The 17,940-nt window shown below is 72.4% G+C and carries 16 protein-coding genes, 1 tRNA gene and 1 pseudogene; 14 read left to right on the top strand and 4 right to left on the bottom strand.

Going from position 1 to position 17,940, the window contains the following annotated elements:
* The first annotated feature begins 119 nt into the window (after positions 1-119).
* From rplU to ACK2IS_RS10870, 5 genes are all read left to right on the top strand, one after another.
* On the top strand, positions 120-428 hold the full coding sequence (rplU, locus tag ACK2IS_RS10890; RefSeq protein ID WP_241452288.1) for a 50S ribosomal protein L21: 309 nt from the start codon (positions 120-122) through the stop codon (positions 426-428).
* A 48-nt stretch (positions 429-476) separates the two neighbouring features.
* A complete protein-coding gene (gene rpmA, locus ACK2IS_RS10885; RefSeq protein WP_241452286.1) occupies positions 477-731 on the top strand; it encodes a 50S ribosomal protein L27 in 255 nt (84 codons plus the stop codon).
* 141 nt (positions 732-872) lie between these two features.
* Positions 873-2,402, top strand: coding sequence for a GTPase ObgE (gene obgE / locus ACK2IS_RS10880; protein ID WP_409483351.1), 1,530 nt, complete (start codon positions 873-875; stop codon positions 2,400-2,402).
* A 4-nt stretch (positions 2,403-2,406) separates the two neighbouring features.
* Positions 2,407-3,516, top strand: coding sequence for a glutamate 5-kinase (proB, locus tag ACK2IS_RS10875; protein ID WP_409483350.1), 1,110 nt, complete (start codon positions 2,407-2,409; stop codon positions 3,514-3,516).
* A 133-nt stretch (positions 3,517-3,649) separates the two neighbouring features.
* Positions 3,650-4,936 carry a glutamate-5-semialdehyde dehydrogenase gene (locus tag ACK2IS_RS10870; RefSeq protein ID WP_409483349.1) on the top strand — a complete coding sequence of 429 codons (1,287 nt, stop codon included), beginning with the start codon at positions 3,650-3,652 and terminating at the stop codon, positions 4,934-4,936.
* On the opposite strand, the gene ACK2IS_RS10865 is transcribed toward ACK2IS_RS10870, so the two are convergent.
* Both ACK2IS_RS10865 and ACK2IS_RS10860 read right to left on the bottom strand, forming a co-directional pair.
* A complete protein-coding gene (locus ACK2IS_RS10865) occupies positions 4,921-5,625 on the bottom strand; it encodes a hypothetical protein (protein WP_409483348.1) in 705 nt (234 codons plus the stop codon). The two genes, ACK2IS_RS10870 and ACK2IS_RS10865, sit on opposite strands and share 16 nt — an antisense overlap.
* On the bottom strand, positions 5,625-5,783 hold the full coding sequence (locus ACK2IS_RS10860) for a hypothetical protein (protein ID WP_409483347.1): 159 nt from the start codon (positions 5,781-5,783) through the stop codon (positions 5,625-5,627). The genes ACK2IS_RS10865 and ACK2IS_RS10860 overlap by 1 nt, the downstream gene beginning before the upstream one ends.
* Positions 5,784-6,158: 375 nt before the next feature.
* Between ACK2IS_RS10860 and ACK2IS_RS10855 the strand changes: the two genes are divergently transcribed.
* The gene (locus ACK2IS_RS10855) at positions 6,159-6,851 is read left to right on the top strand and encodes a class I SAM-dependent methyltransferase (RefSeq protein WP_409483346.1); all 693 of its coding nucleotides are present in this window, start codon (positions 6,159-6,161) and stop codon (positions 6,849-6,851) included.
* A 58-nt stretch (positions 6,852-6,909) separates the two neighbouring features.
* On the opposite strand, the gene ACK2IS_RS10850 is transcribed toward ACK2IS_RS10855, so the two are convergent.
* Complete coding sequence (locus ACK2IS_RS10850; protein ID WP_409483345.1) at positions 6,910-7,998, bottom strand: glycosyltransferase family 2 protein; 1,089 nt, start codon at positions 7,996-7,998, stop codon at positions 6,910-6,912.
* 67 nt (positions 7,999-8,065) lie between these two features.
* Between ACK2IS_RS10850 and ACK2IS_RS10845 the strand changes: the two genes are divergently transcribed.
* From ACK2IS_RS10845 to ACK2IS_RS10825, 5 genes and pseudogenes are all read left to right on the top strand, one after another.
* Entirely contained in the window at positions 8,066-8,308 is a 243-nt protein-coding gene (locus ACK2IS_RS10845) for a hypothetical protein (protein WP_409483344.1), read from the top strand.
* Positions 8,309-8,325: 17 nt separating this feature from the next.
* Positions 8,326-8,898 (top strand): annotated as a pseudogene (nadD, locus tag ACK2IS_RS10840) (nicotinate-nucleotide adenylyltransferase); the annotation flags it as partial.
* Positions 8,899-9,044: 146 nt separating this feature from the next.
* The gene (gene rsfS / locus ACK2IS_RS10835) at positions 9,045-9,485 is read left to right on the top strand and encodes a ribosome silencing factor (protein ID WP_409483343.1); all 441 of its coding nucleotides are present in this window, start codon (positions 9,045-9,047) and stop codon (positions 9,483-9,485) included.
* A 53-nt stretch (positions 9,486-9,538) separates the two neighbouring features.
* Positions 9,539-10,189 (top strand): histidine phosphatase family protein, encoded by a 651-nt coding sequence (locus ACK2IS_RS10830; protein ID WP_409483342.1) that lies wholly within the window; start codon positions 9,539-9,541, stop codon positions 10,187-10,189.
* 124 nt (positions 10,190-10,313) lie between these two features.
* Positions 10,314-10,386: transfer RNA gene (locus tag ACK2IS_RS10825), tRNA-Ala, on the top strand.
* A 193-nt stretch (positions 10,387-10,579) separates the two neighbouring features.
* Here the strand turns inward: ACK2IS_RS10825 and ACK2IS_RS10820 are convergent.
* Positions 10,580-11,422 (bottom strand): Cof-type HAD-IIB family hydrolase, encoded by an 843-nt coding sequence (locus ACK2IS_RS10820; RefSeq protein ID WP_409483341.1) that lies wholly within the window; start codon positions 11,420-11,422, stop codon positions 10,580-10,582.
* Positions 11,423-11,658: 236 nt separating this feature from the next.
* Between ACK2IS_RS10820 and leuS the strand changes: the two genes are divergently transcribed.
* From leuS to ACK2IS_RS10805, 3 genes are all read left to right on the top strand, one after another.
* Complete coding sequence (gene leuS / locus ACK2IS_RS10815) at positions 11,659-14,592, top strand: leucine--tRNA ligase (protein ID WP_409483340.1); 2,934 nt, start codon at positions 11,659-11,661, stop codon at positions 14,590-14,592.
* Positions 14,593-14,594: 2 nt separating this feature from the next.
* Entirely contained in the window at positions 14,595-15,473 is an 879-nt protein-coding gene (locus tag ACK2IS_RS10810) for a DegV family protein (RefSeq protein ID WP_409483339.1), read from the top strand.
* 234 nt (positions 15,474-15,707) lie between these two features.
* On the top strand, positions 15,708-17,465 hold the full coding sequence (locus tag ACK2IS_RS10805; RefSeq protein WP_409483338.1) for an oleate hydratase: 1,758 nt from the start codon (positions 15,708-15,710) through the stop codon (positions 17,463-17,465).
* The last annotated feature ends 475 nt before the right edge of the window (positions 17,466-17,940 follow it).

The raw sequence follows: 17,940 nt of genomic DNA, 5'->3' as shown, positions 1-17,940 counted from the left end.
GTCCCCCGCGCGACCTCGACACGGTGTCAGGTCCCGGCCGAGCCCGCTCGGCCCTGCGACCGGGGGCCGGTCCACGAAGTGGCTGCCGTGCACATCCTCAACAGAAGCGAGTCTGCAACATGTATGCGATTGTTCGCGCAGGCGGGCGCCAGGAGAAGGTCTCCGTGGGCGACGTCCTCATCGTCGACAAGGTGACCACCAAGCCCGGCGAGTCCATCGAGCTCCAGCCCCTCCTCGTCGTCGACGGTGCCACCGTCACCAGCGACGCCGACGCGCTGGCCAAGGTCACGGTCAAGGCCGAGGTCGTCAAGGCGACCAAGGGCCCCAAGATCGTCATCCAGAAGTACAAGAACAAGACCGGCTACAAGAAGCGTCAGGGTCACCGTCAGCCGACGACCCAGATCAAGGTCACCGCGATCGAGGCCTGAGCCTCCTCGCCCACCCCAGCTCACTCGGATTCGAAGGCAGGCTTAGTCATGGCACACAAGAAGGGTGCTTCCAGCTCCAAGAACGGTCGCGACTCCAACGCGCAGCGCCTCGGCGTCAAGCGCTTCGGCGGCCAGCTCGTCAACGCCGGCGAGATCATCGTCCGTCAGCGCGGCACGCACTTCCACCCCGGCGCCAACGTCGGCCGCGGCAAGGACGACACGCTGTTCGCCCTCACCCCGGGTGCGGTCGAGTTCGGCACCAAGCGCGGCCGCAAGGTCGTCAACATCGTCGCCGGAGCGTGACGATCCCGGGCTGAGGCCCGCAGCGCACACCCACGCGAGGGTGCAGGCCACGTGCCTGCACCCTCGCGGTCTGTCACGGGCGAGAAGCGTCCGTCGTTACCCTGGGAGCCGGACCGGCTGCCACCTGGAAGGACACACCTCATGGCGAGCTTCGTCGATCGCGTGACCCTGCACGTGCAGGCCGGCAACGGTGGGCACGGCGTCGCGTCCGTGCACCGTGAGAAGTTCAAGCCGCTCGGGGGACCCGACGGGGGCAACGGCGGTCGGGGCGGCTCGGTCGTCCTGCGCGTCGACCCGCAGAAGACCACGCTGCTCGACTACCACCACAGCCCGCACCGCAAGGCCGGCAACGGCAAGCCCGGCGAGGGCGACGAGCGCAACGGTGCCGACGGCGAGGACCTGGTGCTGGGCATCCCCGCCGGCACCGTCGTCAAGGACAAGGACGGCCGACTGATCGCCGACCTGGTCACCATGGGCGAAGAGTTCGTGCTCGCCCGCGGCGGGCGCGGTGGCCTCGGCAACAAGGCCCTGGCCTCGACCCGACGCAAGGCCCCCGGCTTCGCGCTGCTGGGGGAGCCGGGCGACGAGCTCGACGTCGTGCTGGAGCTGAAGACGCTCGCCGACGTGGCCCTCATCGGCTTCCCCTCCGCGGGCAAGTCCTCCCTCGTGTCCGTCCTGTCCAGCGCCCGGCCCAAGATCGCCGACTATCCCTTCACCACCCTCGTGCCCAACCTCGGCGTCGTCACGGCGGGGTCGGCGCGCTACACCGTCGCCGACGTGCCCGGCCTGATCCCCGGCGCCCACGAGGGCAAGGGCCTCGGCCTGGAGTTCCTGCGGCACGTGGAGCGGTGCTCGGTGCTCGTGCACGTCGTGGACTGCGCCACCCTGGAGCCGGACCGCGACCCGATGAGCGACCTCGAGGCCATCGAGCGCGAGCTGTCGCTCTACGTCCCCGACGAGACGCTGGGCGGCCGCCCGCTGACCGAGCGGACCCGCATCGTCGTGCTCAACAAGGCCGACGTCCCCGAGGCCGAGGAGCTCGCGGAGTTCGTGCGCCCGGACCTGGAGGCCCGTGGCCTGGAGGTGCACGTCGTCTCGGCGGTCGCCCGCACCGGGCTCAAGGACCTGACCTACTCCCTCGCCCGCCACGTCGAGGCGAGCCGGCGGGCGGTCGCGGCGGTCGTCCCGCAGCGGGTCGTGCTGCGCCCCAAGGCCGTCGACGACCAGGGCTTCACCATCCGCAAGGAGCACACCTCCGAGGGCGTGGTCTACCGCATCGTCGGCGAGCGACCCACCCGCTGGGTGCGCCAGACGGACTTCAGCAACGACGAGGCCGTCGGCTATCTCGCGGACCGGCTCGGGCGCCTCGGCGTCGAGGAGGAGCTCTACAAGGTCGGCGCGGTCGCCGGGGACACGGTGCTCATCGGTGCGCAGGACGACGCCGTCGTCTTCGACTGGGAGCCCACCGTGGCGTCCGGCGCCGAGCTGCTCGGCCGCCGCGGCACCGACCTGCGCCTCGAGCAGGCCGAGGGGGCCCACCGGCCCACCCGTGCCGAGAAGCGCGAGGAGCTCGCCGACCTCAAGGCCGCCCGCCGCGCCACGGCCGCCGAGCTGGCCGCCGAGCGGCGCGCCGGTCACTGGGCCACGGTCCGGGACGACGAGGACGACTGATCCGATGCCGCGGGAGCTGATCACGCGGGCGGGCCGGATCGTCGTCAAGGTGGGGTCGTCCTCGCTCACCGGGGCGGACGGCGACCTCGACCTGGCGGCGATCGACCGCCTGGTCGAGGCCATCGCCGCGCGCCGGGCCGCCGGCGCCCAGGTGGTGCTGGTCTCCTCGGGCGCCATCGCCGCCGGGATCAACCCGCTCGGGCTGACCCGGCGCCCGCGCGACCTGGCGACCCAGCAGGCGGCCGCCGCCGTGGGCCAGGGCGCGCTGGTCGCGGCCTACACCGCGGCCTTCGCCGCCCACGGGGCACGGGTCGGGCAGGTCCTGCTCACCGAGATGGACGTCACCCGGCGCTCGCACTACGTCAACGCCCGGCGGACCCTGGTGCGGCTCCTCCACCTCAGGGTGGTCCCCGTCGTCAACGAGAACGACTCGGTGGCCACCCAGGAGATCCGGTTCGGCGACAACGACCGGCTCGCCGCGCTGGTGGCGCACCTGGTCAAGGCCGATGCCCTGGTGCTGCTCTCCGACGTCGACGCGGTGTATGACGGACCGCCGACGCGGCCGGGCGCCCGCCGCATCCCCGTGGTGGCGTCACCCGCCGACCTGGAGGGGATCGTGGTCGCCGGTTCCGGCAGCTCGGTCGGCACGGGCGGGATGACCACCAAGCTCGAGGCCGCCCGCATCGCCGCAGGCGCCGGCATACCCGCCGTCGTCACCTCGGCAGCCCTCGCGGGCGAGGTCCTGGCGGGCGAGGAGGTCGGGACGCTGTTCACCGCGGCCCCGGTGCGCCCGCGGGGGCGGTTGCTGTGGCTGCAGCACGCGTCCGACGCCAAGGGTCAGCTGGTCCTGGACGCGGGGGCCGTGACGGCCGTCGTGCAGCGTCGCACCTCCCTGCTGCCGGCCGGGATCGTCGCCGTGACCGGTTCCTTCGACGCGGGCGACGCCGTGGACGTGGCCGACGAGGCGGGGCGCGTCGTGGGTCGTGGCCTGGTCAACTACGCCTCGGCCGAGCTGCCGGCGATGCTCGGCAAGAGCACCCAGCAGCTGGGGGAGGCCCTCGGCGAGCACTACCGCCGCGTGGTGATCCACCGCGACGACCTCGCCCTGCTCTGACGCCGACCGCGGACGTCGTGGGGCGGCAGGGTGGTCGATGCGACCCACAGGAGATCACCAGTCGCCCCCGACGGGCTGCCCCGGCCGTGAGCAGCGCGGGCGATCGGGCGCGGCATACGGTTGGATGTCCCCCATGACGACGCCCCTCGACCCAGCGGCCCGCGAGCTCGTCTCCGGGCTGGCCGCCCGTGCCCGCACCGCCGCCCGCGAGCTGGCCCTGCTGCCACGGGGCCGCAAGGACGCCGCGCTGCGCGCCATGGCCGACGCGCTGGTGGCCGCGACCGACGAGATCGTCGCCGCCAACGCCCAGGACGTGCAGCGCGAGTCCGCCGCCGGGATGCGCGCCAACCTCGTCGACCGGCTCACGCTCACGCCGGAGCGCGTGGCGGCGTGCGCCCAGGGCCTGCGCGACGTCGCCGGCCTGCCCGACCCGGTGGGGGACGTGGTCCGCGGGTCCACGACGCCGACCGGCCTGCAGGTCCGCCAGGTGCGGGTGCCGATGGGGGTGGTGGGCATGATCTACGAGGCCCGCCCCAACGTCACCGTCGACGCGGCCGGCCTGGCGCTCAAGTCCGGCAACGCCGCGATCCTGCGTGGTGGCAGCGCCGCCGAGCACAGCAACCGGATCCTCGTCCAGGTCCTGCGAGCCGCTCTGCGGGACCAGGGGATCGCCGAGGACGCGGTGCAGCTGCTCGACGCGCCCGGTCACGACCCGGTGCGGGCGCTGATGACGGCCCGCGGGGAGGTGGACCTGCTCATCCCGCGCGGCGGGGCCGGGCTCATCCAGACCGTGGTCACCGAGTCCACCGTACCGACGATCGAGACGGGCGTGGGCAACTGCCACGTGTATGTCGATGCCGGCGCCGACCTGGAGATGGCCGAGCGGATCGTCCGCAACTCCAAGACCCACCGCACCAGCGTGTGCAACGCCGCCGAGTCGCTCCTGGTCCACGAGGCCGTGGCGCCGCAGGCCCTGCCGCGGCTGTTGGCAATGCTCGCCCGCGAGGGCGTCACCATCCACGCGCCCGCCGAGCTGCGCGAGGCCACCGAGGCCGCCGGCGCCCCCTGGGTCGAGGCGACCGACGAGGACTGGGCCACCGAGTACCTCTCCCTCGACCTCGCCGTGCGGGTCGTCCCCTCGCTGGACGCGGCGCTGGAGCACGTGCGGCGGTGGTCGAGCGGGCACACCGACGCCATCGTCACCGACGACCGCGCCGCCGCGCGCCGCTGGGTCCAGGAGGTGGACTCGGCGGCGGTGATGGTCAACGCGTCCACGCGGTTCACCGACGGGGGCGAGCTCGGCTTCGGCGCCGAGATCGGCATCTCCACCCAGAAGCTCCACGCCCGCGGCCCGATGGCGCTCGAGGAGCTCACGAGCACCAAGTGGGTCGTCGAGGGCGACGGTCAGGTCCGCGCCTGAACCTGTGCGGGCTTCTCGGCGGTGCCACGGAGGCGTGCCGGGAACACCCAGCGCTGCGGCAGGAGCAACCGGGCCAGGGCGTGACCAGCCAGGGCGGCTCCCACGACCCAGGCCGCCCCGGTGACCCAGGCACCCGTGATGCTCGAGGCAGGCTCGCCGGGCGGGAGGAGATACCACAGGACCGGTGCCGCAGCCGTCGCCCACCACCGTCCCGGGCGGGAGTAGGCGGCGCCCAGCAGACCAAGCCCGGCGCCGCCCGGAATGGCAACCTGCCACCAGTAGACCGCTGTGCCTAGATCGAATGCCCGACCCGAGCGCGAGGCCTCCACGGCGTAGTAGATGCTTGTCGCGGTCAGGAGGGCTACGACCCCACACGCCATCCCGAGCACAGGCCGGCGGGCGAGGTAACCCGCGGCGAACGCGGTCAGGGCCCATGCCCACATCGTGCCCAGCACCGCCCCCAGGACCAGGGCCGGGAGGAAGAACTGACCCGGGACAATGCCCCAGCTGGAGTCCGCCACCCCGCCGAGGGCATCGCCTAGGGCGTTCAGCCCACCGACCGCCAGGGCCAGGAGCATCGCGCGCCCCAGCGCAGCCAGGACGCCGGCCAGCTTGCCTCGCGCGGTGCGGTGCGGGGCGCCACCTCTGAGGCGGCGCCCCGCACGATCAGCCTCGTGCATCTCCGGCATCAGGCCTTGTCGTTCCAGAACGCCCGACACGGCAAGGTCGAGTTGTCGTCGACCGGGTTGTACTCCGCATCTGCTCGGGTGCCTGCGTCACGGACCACCTTGACCGGCTTGCCGTACGCCTGGGGATTGCCCTCCTTGGGCTTGGTGTACCACTGCACCGTCGCTGAGTGACGATTCCACCTGTGCTGATGGCAGGACCAGCCCGCCGAGGTGAGTGGTACCGCTGGGAGGCGTCTGGCGTGCGTCGGCCTGGACGGCGGGGGTGAGGAGCACGATGGCGATGGCTGGAGACATGGTGGGCAGCAGGGACACAGGACTGTCCTTCATCGAGCCGCGGCGATGGGCCGCGGGCAGCTCCACCCTAGGTCCCAAGGTCATAGCCAGCGCACGAGAGGAGGTGCGAATAACGAGACTCTTCACCATGGTTCGTCAGGACGTCACCTCTTGTCCACCGGCCGACCGAGCGTCGGCGCAGGCGCCCCGCTCCTGGCACGCTCTAGGTTGGGACCATCGACGAACGAGGAGTAACCAGCGTGGACGAGTCCGAGGTCAGCAAGCTCACCCGGCTGGAGGAGCGTCACTGGTGGTATGCCGAGCGACGGCACATCCTGGCGCGGTTGATCGAGGGCCTCGCACCGGGCCGGGCCCTGGACATCGGGGCCGCCGGCGGTGGCAACACCCGCGTGCTGCGTGATCGCGGCTGGCAGGCGGTGGCTGTGGAGCACACGCGTGAGGGCGCCGCGGAGGCGGCGACCCGGGGGCTGGCGGTGACCCGCGCCGACGCCACGTCGTTGCCCTTCGCGACCGGGTCGCTGGACCTGGTCGTGGCTCTGGACCTGCTGGAGCACCTGCAGGACGACGCCGCGTGCGTGCGCGAGGTGCACCGGCTGCTGCGGCCGGGAGGGACCTTCCTGGTGGCGGTGCCCGTCGACATGGCGCTGTGGTCCGAGCACGACGTCGCCGTGGGCCACGTGCGCCGTTACCGCCGCGACGAGATCCGGGACCTGCTGCTGGCCGGGGGATTCCACGTCGAGCGACGGTTCGCCTGGAACGTCCTGCTGCGCCCCGTGGTGGCGATCCGGCGGCGGTCCAGCCGGGGCAGCGACCTGGAGCAGCTGCACCCCCTGGTCAACCTGGTGCTGCGGGCGGTGGTCACCGTCGAGCGACACCTGCCGGTGCAGGACCTGCCGGGGGTCACCGAGTTCCTGGTCGCCCGGCGCGGCTGAGGGCGGGTCGCGTCGGTCGCGAGGCGACGGCGGCCCCGCGGCTCAGGAGAACGGGACCTCAGGAGACGGCGTCGGTGGGCACCTGACCGGGGAGACGGGCGTCCTCGACGGCCGTGCGCTGGACGCGGGTGGCCCCGCCGGTCGCCGGCGCGGGGGAGGGCACGCTCCCGGTCGCCATCTTGGCCGACCGGGGCAGCGCGAACCGGTGGTCGTCCGGGTCGTGACCGGAGTCGTAGGCGATGAAGTAGGTCGGGCGGTCCTGCATCTGTTGGTACATCCGACCGAGGTACTCCCCGAGGATGCCCAGGCAGAGCAGCTGCAGCCCGCCGACGAGGGCGATGAGGGCCAGCGTGGAGGCCCAGCCCGCGATCGCGTGGCCGCTGAGCCGGCCGATCACGGCATACAGGATGAAGAACAGCGAGAGCACGAAGCCGCCGAAGCCGAACCACGTCGCGAGGCGCAGGGGCTTGAGGCTGAAGCCGATGATCGAGTCGATCGACAGCATCACCATCTTCATCAAGGGGTACTTCGACTCGCCGGCCGCCCGCTCCTCGCGGCGGTAGGACACCGTCGTGGACGGGAAGTTCAGCGCCGGCACCACAAACCGCAGCACCCGCCCGTGCTCGGGCAGCGCCTTGATGGCCTCCACCGTGGCGCGCGACATCATCCGGAAGTCGCCGGCGTTGCCCGCCGTCTGCATGCCGGTGAGGCGGGAGTGCACGGAGTAGAACGCCTTGGCCGTCTCCCGCTTGAACACCGTGTCGGTGGAGCGGTCGGCACGCACGCCGTAGACCACGTCCACGCCCTCGTCGCGGGCCGCGTGCAGCATGTCCGCGATGGTCTCGGGCGGGTCCTGCAGGTCGGCGTCGAGGGTCACCACGTAGTCCCCGGCGGCCGACTCCAGCCCCGCCGAGATCGCCGCCTGGTGGCCGGAGTTCGCGCGCAGCCGCACGACCCGCAGCTGCGGCCACTCGCGGCGGTAGCGCTGCAGCAGCACCGCGGTCTGGTCGCGGGAGCCGTCGTCGACCGCGACCACCTCGTAGCTCGCGCCGAGGCCGTCGAGCACCGGACGGAGCCGCTGCACCAGCAGGGGCAGCACCTGCTCCTCGTTGTACATGGGGATGACGACGGACAGCTCGGGCACCATGGGCCCAGCCTAGGCCCGGGCGCGTCCGCGCCCGCGCACCCCCCGCCCGAGCGGGTACCATGCCCGCATGATCTCTGCCGCGCTCCTCGCCGAGGGTGAGTCCCACCACTCCGAGCACGCCTTGACGCTGCCCTTCGCCGACTTCTGGTTCGGCGTCCTTGCGCTCGTGCTCTTCCTCGCCCTGCTGGGCATCACCTATGCCTTCCGCAACACCGCGGCCAAGCTCGCCCCCGGCATCGCCACCGACGCCACGCACGGTAGCCACGCCGCTCCCGGCGCGCAGGGCACGAGCCCCGGGACCGCGCACTGAGCCTGCGGATCGGGGTGATGGGTGGGACCTTCGACCCCATCCATCACGGGCACCTCGTCGCGGCAAGCGAGGTCCAGTCCCTCTTCGACCTGGACGAGGTCGTGTTCGTGCCCACCGGGCGTCCCTGGCAGAAGGACGCCGACGAGGTGTCGCCGGCCGAGCATCGCTACCTCATGACGGTGATCGCGACCGCGTCCAACCCCCGCTTCTCCGTGTCCCGCGTCGACGTCGACCGCGAGGGCCCGACCTACACCATCGACACCCTGCGGGACCTGCGCCGGCTCAACCCGGACGCCGAGCTGTTCTTCATCACGGGAGCGGACGCGCTGTCCAAGATCCTGTCCTGGAAGGACGTCGACGAGCTCTGGGGGCTCGCGCACTTCATCGGCGTCACCCGGCCCGGCTACGTCCTCAGCGAGTCCGGCCTGCCCCCCGAGCGGGTCACCCTCACCGAGGTGCCGGCCATGGCCATCAGCTCCACCGACTGTCGCGACCGCGTGGCCGCGGGCAAGCCGGTGTGGTACCTCGTGCCTGACGGGGTCGTGCAGCACATCAACAAGTACACCCTGTACGCCGCGGCGGCTCCCGCCGTGTCCGGCGACCTCGGCCTCACCGCCGTGGTGACCGAGCCCGAGCCCGTGGTGCTCGATCCCGTCGAGACCGTGCCCGACCACCCGACCCGCTCTGCCGCCTCGTCCGAGGCCCAGCCTCACCTCACCCACCTGGAGGACCCTGCGTGACCGCCACCCCGCGCGCCATCGAGCTGGCCAAGGCCGCCGCTCTCGCCGCCGACGACAAGCGCGCCCGCGACGTCGTCGCGCTCGACGTCAGCGACCAGCTGGCCCTGACCGACGTCTTCCTGCTCGCGTCCGCGCCCAACGACCGCCAGGTCCGGGCCATCGTCGACGAGATCGAGGACGCGCTGCGCCCCCTCGGCGCCAAGCCCGTCCGCCGCGAGGGCGAGAAGGATGGCCGCTGGGTGCTCATCGACTTCGTCGACATCGTCGTGCACGTGCAGCACACGCAGGAGCGCGAGTTCTACGGCCTGGAGCGGCTCTGGAAGGACTGTCCCGAGATCGACCTGGAGCTGCCCGACCCCGCCGGCCGGGAGGGTGAGGACGACGCCTACGCCGACGCCCCCGCCCGCGTCACCGGCTGGCCGGGCCTGCGAGACTGAGCCGGCGGGCGCGACGTCGGGAGCCCGTGGTGGTGCGACCGCAGGAGTAGGACATGGGCAAGAGGATCATCGTGCTGCGTCACGGCGAGACCGGGCACAATGCGGCCGGGATCTGGCAGGGACAGCTGGACGTCGAGCTGTCCGAGGTCGGTATGGCGCAGGCCCGCGCGGCCGCACCCGTCCTCGCCGACCGACGCCCGGACCTGATCGTCTCCTCCGACCTGGCCCGTGCCGCCGCCACCGCCGACCTGATCGGTGAGCTGCTCGGCGTCCAGGTCGAGCGGGACGACCGCTTCCGCGAGATCCACGTGGGGGAGTGGCAGGGCTGCTCGGGCGCGCAGATCCGGGCCGAGCATCCCGAGGACGCGGACAAGCTGCTGACCGGCGAGGACTTCCGCCGGGGCGGGTCTGGCGAGTCCGTGGCCGACGTGGCCGCGCGCGCCCTGCAGGGCGCCCATGACGTCATCGACCGGCTCGGCGACGACGGGCTCGCGGTGGTCGTGTCGCACGGCGTCGCGGCGCGCGCCCTGGCGGCCGAGCTGGTCGGCATACCGCAGCAGCAGGCCTGGCTCACACTCTCGGGGCTGCGCAACTGCCACTGGACCGAGCTGGGGCAGGCGCGGTCGGGCTCCTGGCGGATCGACACCTGGAACGTCGGGGCGCCGGACGCCGTCGAGGGTGCGCCCTGGCCGACCGAACGGTGACATCGGTCGGCGCCGGGGACGGGCGAGCCGGTCGATTTGGTCGCCGCGGTGAACTCTGGCTAAAGTAATCCAGTCGAACGGCGCGGAAACGCCTCGGAGACACCGCACGGGACGTGTTCCGTGAGGGGCTGTAGCGCAGTTGGTAGCGCACCTCCATGGCATGGAGGGGGTCAGGGGTTCGAATCCCCTCAGCTCCACAAGATGGGCCAGGCACTGGGTGTCTGGCCCCCTTTGGTATGCGCGGGACGCGGGCGGGACGCCTTCGAGATGCCGCACGAGGGCACGACACGCCGCTCGATCCCCGCCACGTGTCCCTGGTGGTGGGCACCGGGGCGGGCAGGGGTGGGCGGGTGGCGGGCGCGGGGAGGCTCGGGGGGCGGGGTGCCGCGGTCAGGGGCGGGCGAGCAGGTGGGTGAGCACCTGCACCACGCCGTCCGCGTCGTACGCCGGGGCGAGGTAGCGGGCGGCCGCGATCAGGTCGGGGTGGGCGTCGGCCATCGCGAAGGAGTAGTCGCCGGCCTCCAGCATCTGCAGGTCGTTGAGGTAGTCCCCGAAGATCGCGGTCTGCGCGGGCGTCACGCCCAGCCGCTCCTGCAACGCCCGCACCCCCTGGCCCTTGTCCACGCCGCGCTCCATGACGTCGATCCAGTGCTTGCCGGACACGACCACCTGGTGGGTCTGCGCGACCGCACCGAAGACCGGCTCGACGTGCCGCTCGGCGTCCTCGACGTCGTAAGCCGCGAGCTTGAGCACCCCGTCGTCCACGGTCGTCAGGTCCTCGACGATCTCCAGACGGGCGTAGTACCTGCGCGCCTCGGCGAGGAAGACCTCGTCCGCCCGCTCGACGTACGCGCTACGGACCCCGCACAGCACCAGCCCCAGATCGGCGCCCTCGGCCGCGGCGTCGCGCACGGTGGCGATCACCTCGCGGACGACGTCGGCCGCGACGGTCGTCGTGGACACCACCTCGTCCTCGTGCACGACCAGGGTGCCGTTCTCCGCGACGTACGACAGCCGCACCGGCGCCCGCTCGAAGACCCGCTGCAGCGTGGCCAGCTGCCGCCCGCTCGCGGGGACGAAGGTCACGCCCCGGCGACCCATCTCGTCCAGGAGCGGCCAGAAGCCCTCGGGCACCTCGCCGCACGCGGTGAGCAGGGTGCCGTCCATGTCGGCGACGACGAGCCGGACGTCGTGCGGGCCGTCGCCGACGGTGGTCCAGGGCTGGGCGGGCATGAGACACCTCTCGGGTGGGGGTGGGCAGGGCTCGATGCTACGGGTGCGAGCAGACTGGACGGGCGCACGGCGGAGGAGCCAGCCCGTGCTGCGGTAACCTGGGTGGGTGGCTCCCCAGCAGCAGCTCCTTGCCGGGCCGCGCTGAACCAGTCGGACATCGGCGCGGCTGCCCCTCCCTGTGAGGGGCCTTTGTGTGTCCGGGCACGCTGCGAGACCACACGAGGACGAGGAGAGACATGAGCGACGCGGCCGAGGCCACCCCAGACGAGCACCCCCACCGCTACACCGCCACGCTGGCCGGGCAGATCGAGAGCGCCTGGCAGGACCGCTGGCAGACCGAGGGCACCTACCACGCACCCAACCCCGCGGGCCCGTGGGCGGAGCCGGACAACCCGCTGACCGCGGCCCGCAAGCTTCTGGTCCTGGACATGTTCCCCTACCCGAGCGGGGCGGGCCTGCACGTCGGGCACCCGCTGGGCTACATCGCGACCGACGTCTACGCGCGCTACCACCGGATGACCGGCAAGAACGTGCTGCACTGCCTGGGCTACGACGCCTTCGGCCTGCCGGCCGAGCAGTACGCCGTCCAGACCGGGCAGCACCCGCGCACCACCACCGAGGCCAACATCGAGATCATGGCCCGCCAGCTGCGGCGCCTGGGGCTCGGGCACGACGACCGGCGCGCGATCCGCACCATCGACCCGGACTACTACCGCTGGACCCAGTGGATCTTCCTGCAGATCTTCAACAGCTGGTACGACCAGTCCGCCGTGCGCCCCGACGGCGGCCTGGGCCGGGCCCGCCCGATCGCCGACCTGCTGCCGCAGCTGCAGGACGGGTCCCGCGCGCTGCCCGAGGCCTTCGCCGGGCGCACCTGGGACCAGCTGACCGCGGCCGAGCAGGCCACCGTGGTCGACGGCTACCGCCTGGCCTACGCCGACGAGGCTCCCGTCAACTGGGCACCCGGCCTGGGCACGGTCCTGTCCAACGAGGAGGTCACCAACGACGGCCGCTCCGAGCGCGGCAACTACCCGGTGTTCCGCAAGAGCCTGCGCCAGTGGAAGATGCGGATCACGGCGTACGCCGACCGGCTGGCCGACGACCTGGACCGCGTGGACTGGCCGGACAAGGTCAAGGCCATGCAGCGCAACTGGGTGGGCCGCTCGCACGGCGCGCGGGTGACCTTCACCGGGCCGGGCGGCGAGGCCATCGACGTGTTCACCACGCGACCCGACACGCTCTTCGGGGCCACCTTCATGGTCCTGGCGCCCGAGCACCCGCTGGTCGAGACGCTCACCACCGACGAGTGGCCGCAGGGCATCCCGCTGCAGTGGACCGGTGGGGCCGAGTCCCCCCGGGCCGCCGTCTCGGCATACCGGCACGCCGCCTCCCGCAGGTCCGACGTCGAGCGGCAGATGGACGACCGGGCCAAGACGGGCGTCTTCACGGGCTCCTACGCCACGAATCCCGTGGACGGGCGCCAGGTCCCGGTGTTCGTCGCGGACTACGTGCTGATGGGCTACGGGACCGGCGCCATCATGGCCGTGCCCGCCCACGACACCCGCGACTTCGAGTTCGCCACCGAGCTGCGGATCCCGATCATCGACGTGGTCGCGCCCGAGGGCGACGGCTCCTGGCCGGGATCGGTCACCACGGGCGAGGCCTACACCGCGCCGGGCGTGGCGGTCGCGTCGAGCAACGACGAGATCTCCCTCGACGGGCTGCGCCTGGACGAGGCCAAGGCCGCGATGATCGCCTACCTCGAGCGGACCGGCAAGGGGCAGGGGACGGTGTCCTACCGGCTGCGCGACTGGCTGTTCAGCCGGCAGCGCTACTGGGGCGAGCCCTTCCCGATCGTCTTCGACGAGGACGGCGTCGCGCACGCCCTGCCCGAGTCGATGCTGCCGCTCGAGCTGCCGGACGTGCCGGACTACTCGCCCAAGACCTTCGACCCCGAGGACGACTCGTCCGAGCCGGAGCCGCCGCTGTCGCGCGCCACGGAGTGGGTCGACGTCGAGCTGGACCTGGGTGACGGGCGCGGCCTGCGCCGCTTCCGCCGCGAGACCAACACCATGCCCAACTGGGCGGGCTCGTGCTGGTACTTCCTGCGGTACCTGGACCCGGCCAACGACCAGGCCCTGGTGGACCCCTCGGTCGAGCGCTACTGGATGGGGCCGCAGACCACCCCCGTCGCAGGAGCGCCCGAGGGAGCCGCGGACCCCGGCGGCGTCGACCTGTACGTCGGCGGCGTCGAGCACGCCGTGCTGCACCTGCTCTATGCCCGCTTCTGGGTCAAGGTGCTGCACGACCTGGGCCACCTGAGCTCGGACGAGCCCTTCCGCAAGTACTTCTCGCAGGGCTACATCCAGGCCTACGCCTACCGGGACGACCGCGGTCAGCCGGTCCCCGCGGCCGAGGTGGAGGAGAGCGCCGACGGCGTCTTCACCTGGCAGGGCAGGGTCGTCCACCGCGAGTACGGCAAGATCGGCAAGTCGCTCAAGAACGTCATCTCCCCGGACGAGATGTGCGACGAGTACGGCGCGGACACCTTCCGCGTCTACGAGATGGCCATGGGCCCGCTGGAGCTCAGCAAGCCCTGGGAGACCCGCGCCGTCGTGGGCTCGCAGCGCTTCCTGCAGCGGCTGTGGCGGATCGTCGTGGACGAGGAGACCGGCGCCTGCCGGGTGTCCGAGGACCCGGTCCCCGCCGACGTCGAGCGTCTCCTGCACCGGACGATCGACCAGGTGGGCCGCGACTACGACGCGCTGCGGTTCAACACCGCGATCGCCCGGCTGATCGAGCTCAACAACGCGCTGACCAAGCTCGACGTCGTGCCCCGTGCCGCCGCCGAGCCGCTGGTCCTGATGATCGCGCCGGTCGCCCCGCACCTGGCCGAGGAGCTGTGGCACCGTCTCGGGCACGCGGACTCCGTGGTGCACCAGCGCTTCCCGCAGGCCGACCCGGCCCTGCTGGTCGAGGACACGGTCACCTGCGTGGTGCAGGTCCTGGGCAAGGTGCGCGACCGGCTCGAGGTCGCCGCGGACATCGGCGAGGCCGACCTGGAGGCCGCGGCCCTCGCGCTGCCCCGCATCCAGGAGCTGCTGGCCGGCAAGACCGTCCGCCGGGTGATCGTCCGGGCGCCCAGGCTGGTCAACGTGGTGACCGGCTGACGATGCCTCTGCTCCTGCCCCGCGTGGGCCTGGTCACCGACTCGACGGGCTGCCTGCCCGCCGCGTCGGTGACCGCGCACGGCGTCGACGTGGTGCCGCTGGTCCTCGTCGCCGACGGGGTCGAACGTGCCGAGGGCGAGATCGCGGGGGAGGAGCTCACCGAGGTCCTCACCCGCGCCAAGAAGCTCGGCACCTCCCGCCCGTCGCCGGCGGCCTTCCTCGAGGCCTATCGCCGGGCGGCGGCGCGGGGCTGCGAGGAGGTCCTGTCGATCCACCTGTCCGCCGACCTGTCCGGGACCACGGAGGCCGCGGTGCTCGCGGCCACCCGCTCCCCGATCCCGGTGGAGGTGGTCGACAGCCGGTCCATCGGCATGGGCCTGGGGTATGCCGTGGAGACGGCCGCCGAGGTCGTCGACGCGGGCGGCGGCGCCGCCGAGGCGGGGGCGGCCGCCCGCGCCCGGGCGCAGGACACCACGCTGACCTTCTGCGTGCAGTCGCTGGACTACCTGCGCAAGGGCGGGCGGGTCGGTGGCGCCGCGGCCCTGCTCGGCACCGCGCTGGCCATCAAGCCGCTGCTGGCCCTGGAGGACGGGCGGATCGAGGCGGTCGCCAAGGTGCGCACCGCCACCCGCGCGGTCACGCAGATGGTGGACCGGTCGGTGCGGGCCGTGCAGGCCGCACCCGCCGGCGCCGACGTGACCGTGCACCAGCTCGACGCCGAGCTGCGCGCCGACCAGGTGGTGGAGGCGCTGCGGGCGCGCTGCCCCGAGGGCACCACCGTCCAGGTGGTCGAGCTCGGCGCGGTGACGGCCTGCCACGTCGGACCGGGCACGACCGCGGTGGTCGTGGCGCCTCGGGGGGCCCGAGCAGCCGGGCGGTGACCGGCCGGGCGGGGGATCGGGGACCCGGTTCGCACCGGCATACCTCCGGGTGAGGTGCTGCGGCTCCGGGAGCACCGGACAAGACCCCGCGGCGACCGCGCCACCCGTCCGGCGCAACCTGGACGGGTGGGACGTGCGAACGAGGGCTCTGGGTGAGGGTCCGTGACTACCGGCGAGTAACCTTGGAGGCGAGGCGGGGTCGAGACGCCGGCCCCCATCGACGAGAGGCGTGAGATGTACTACAGCAGCGGTAACTACGAGGCGTTCGCCCGTCCCAGGCCGGTGCCGGGCGCGGAGCTCAGGCACGTGTGGTTCGTGGGGGCCGGTCTGGCGTCGTTGTCCTCCGCGGTGTTCATGATCCGTGACGCGGGGGTGCCCGGCAGCAACATCACCATCCTGGAGAAGCTCACCCTGCCCGGAGGCGCTCTCGACGGGATCAAGGAGCCCGAGCGGGGTTTCGTCATCCGCGGTGGCCGCGAGATGGAGGACCACTTCGAGTGCCTGTGGGACTGCTTCCGGTCGATCCCCTCGCTGGAGATCGAGGGCGCCTCGGTGCTGGACGAGTTCTACTGGCTCAACAAGGACGACCCCAACTACTCGCTGCAGCGGGTGACCGAGCGGCGCGGTCAGGACACCGGCACCGAGGGGAGGTTCACGCTGTCCACGAAGGCCCAGAAGGAACTGCTCAAGGTCTTCCTGGCGCCTCGGGAGAAGATGGAGGGCAAGCGGATCGACGAGGTCTTCTCCCAGGAGTTCTTCGCCTCCAACTTCTGGCTCTACTGGCGCACCATGTTCGCCTTCGAGACCTGGCACTCGGCCCTGGAGATGAAGCTCTACCTGCACCGCTTCATCCACCACATCGGCGGCCTGCCGGACTTCACCGCGCTGAAGTTCACCAAGTACAACCAGTACGAGTCCCTGGTGCTGCCGATGACGCGGTGGCTCATGGACCAGGGTGTGACCTTCGCCTTCCAGACCGACGTCACCGACATCGCCTTCGACATCACCGCCCAGCGCAAGCGCGCCACCCGGATCGAGTGGGTGCGGCGCGGGGAGCCCGGCGGCGTCGACCTGGGGCAGGACGACCTGGTCGTCACCACGATCGGCTCCCTGGTCGACAACTCCGACAACGGCGACCACCACACCCCGGCCCGGCTCGACCGGGGACCGGCGTCCGCGTGGGACCTGTGGAAGAAGATCGCCCGCAAGGACCCGAGCTTCGGCCGGCCCGAGGTCTTCTGCTCCTCCATCGACGAGACCAAGTGGGAGTCGGCCACCGTCACCACCCTCGACGAGCGGATCCCCGAGCACATCCGGCGCATCTGCCGGCGCGACCCGCTGAGCGGCCGGGTCGTCACCGGCGGCATCGTCACCTGCAAGGACTCGTCCTGGCTGCTGTCCTGGACCGTCAACCGGCAGCCGCACTTCAAGGCGCAGAAGCCCGGTCAGGTCGTCGTCTGGGTGTACTCCCTGTTCGTCGACACGCCGGGCGACTACGTCAAGAAGCCGATGTCCGAGTGCACCGGTGAGGAGATCACCGCCGAGTGGCTCTACCACATGGGTGTCCCGGAGGAGCAGATCCCCGAGCTGGCGGCGACCGGTGCCAGGACGGTGCCGTGCATGATGCCCTACGTCACGAGCTTCTTCATGCCCCGCAAGGCCGGCGACCGGCCGCAGGTCGTGCCCGAGGGCGCCGAGAACTTCGCGTTCATCGGGCAGTTCGCCGAGACCGGGCGGGACTGCATCTTCACCACCGAGTACTCCGTGCGGACCGGCATGGAGGCGGCCTACCGGTTGCTCGGCGTCGAGCGTGGCGTCCCCGAGGTCTTCAACAGCACGTACGACGTGCGCACCCTGCTCAAGGCGTCGGCGGCCCTGCGCGAAGGGGAGAAGGTCGATCTGCCCGGCCCGGCCCGGGTGCGCGGGGCGATCCGGCGCCGCCTGGACTCGACCGTGGTGGGCGGGCTGCTGCGGGACTCCGGGCTGATCTGACCCGCCCGCGACCCGTCCCGCGTCCGCGCGCCGGGTTCCCGGCTCCGGCCCTCACCCTCCCTGGGTGGGGGCCGGACCTCGTCCGGGGCTGGGCTTGTCCACAGCGCGTCGCGGTCCCGACGACGTCGTCCACAGGCCGATGGTCGTCGTCGGAGCCAGGGTGACGGGCTTCCTAGCGTGGCGGCATGGCCCGTCGACCCGCTCCCCCCGAGGACCAGCCCGGATGGCGGCTGACCCTGCCCGAGCCGGCCCCCGGCGTAGACACCCGCCCCGACAACGAGGTCCGGTGGGCCGACGGTCCCGAGGCGCTGGAGGCCCGCGGCCTGCTGTCCCCGCAGCCCCCTGAGCCTCAGCCGGGGCACCCACCTGCGCCGGGAGGCGGACATGCCTGGACTCGCGGGACAGCCCCCGGACGCGACGCTGCCCCCGGTCGGGGCCCCTCCGCGTGGCGCCGTGCGGCCCCGGGGCGCGTGCC

It is taken from the genome of Arsenicicoccus dermatophilus (assembly GCF_046267915.1).
GTDB lineage: Bacteria > Actinomycetota > Actinomycetes > Actinomycetales > Dermatophilaceae > Arsenicicoccus > Arsenicicoccus dermatophilus_A.
Note: the sequence above shows the minus strand (reverse complement) of the source record. Positions and strands in the feature narration are given on the sequence as shown.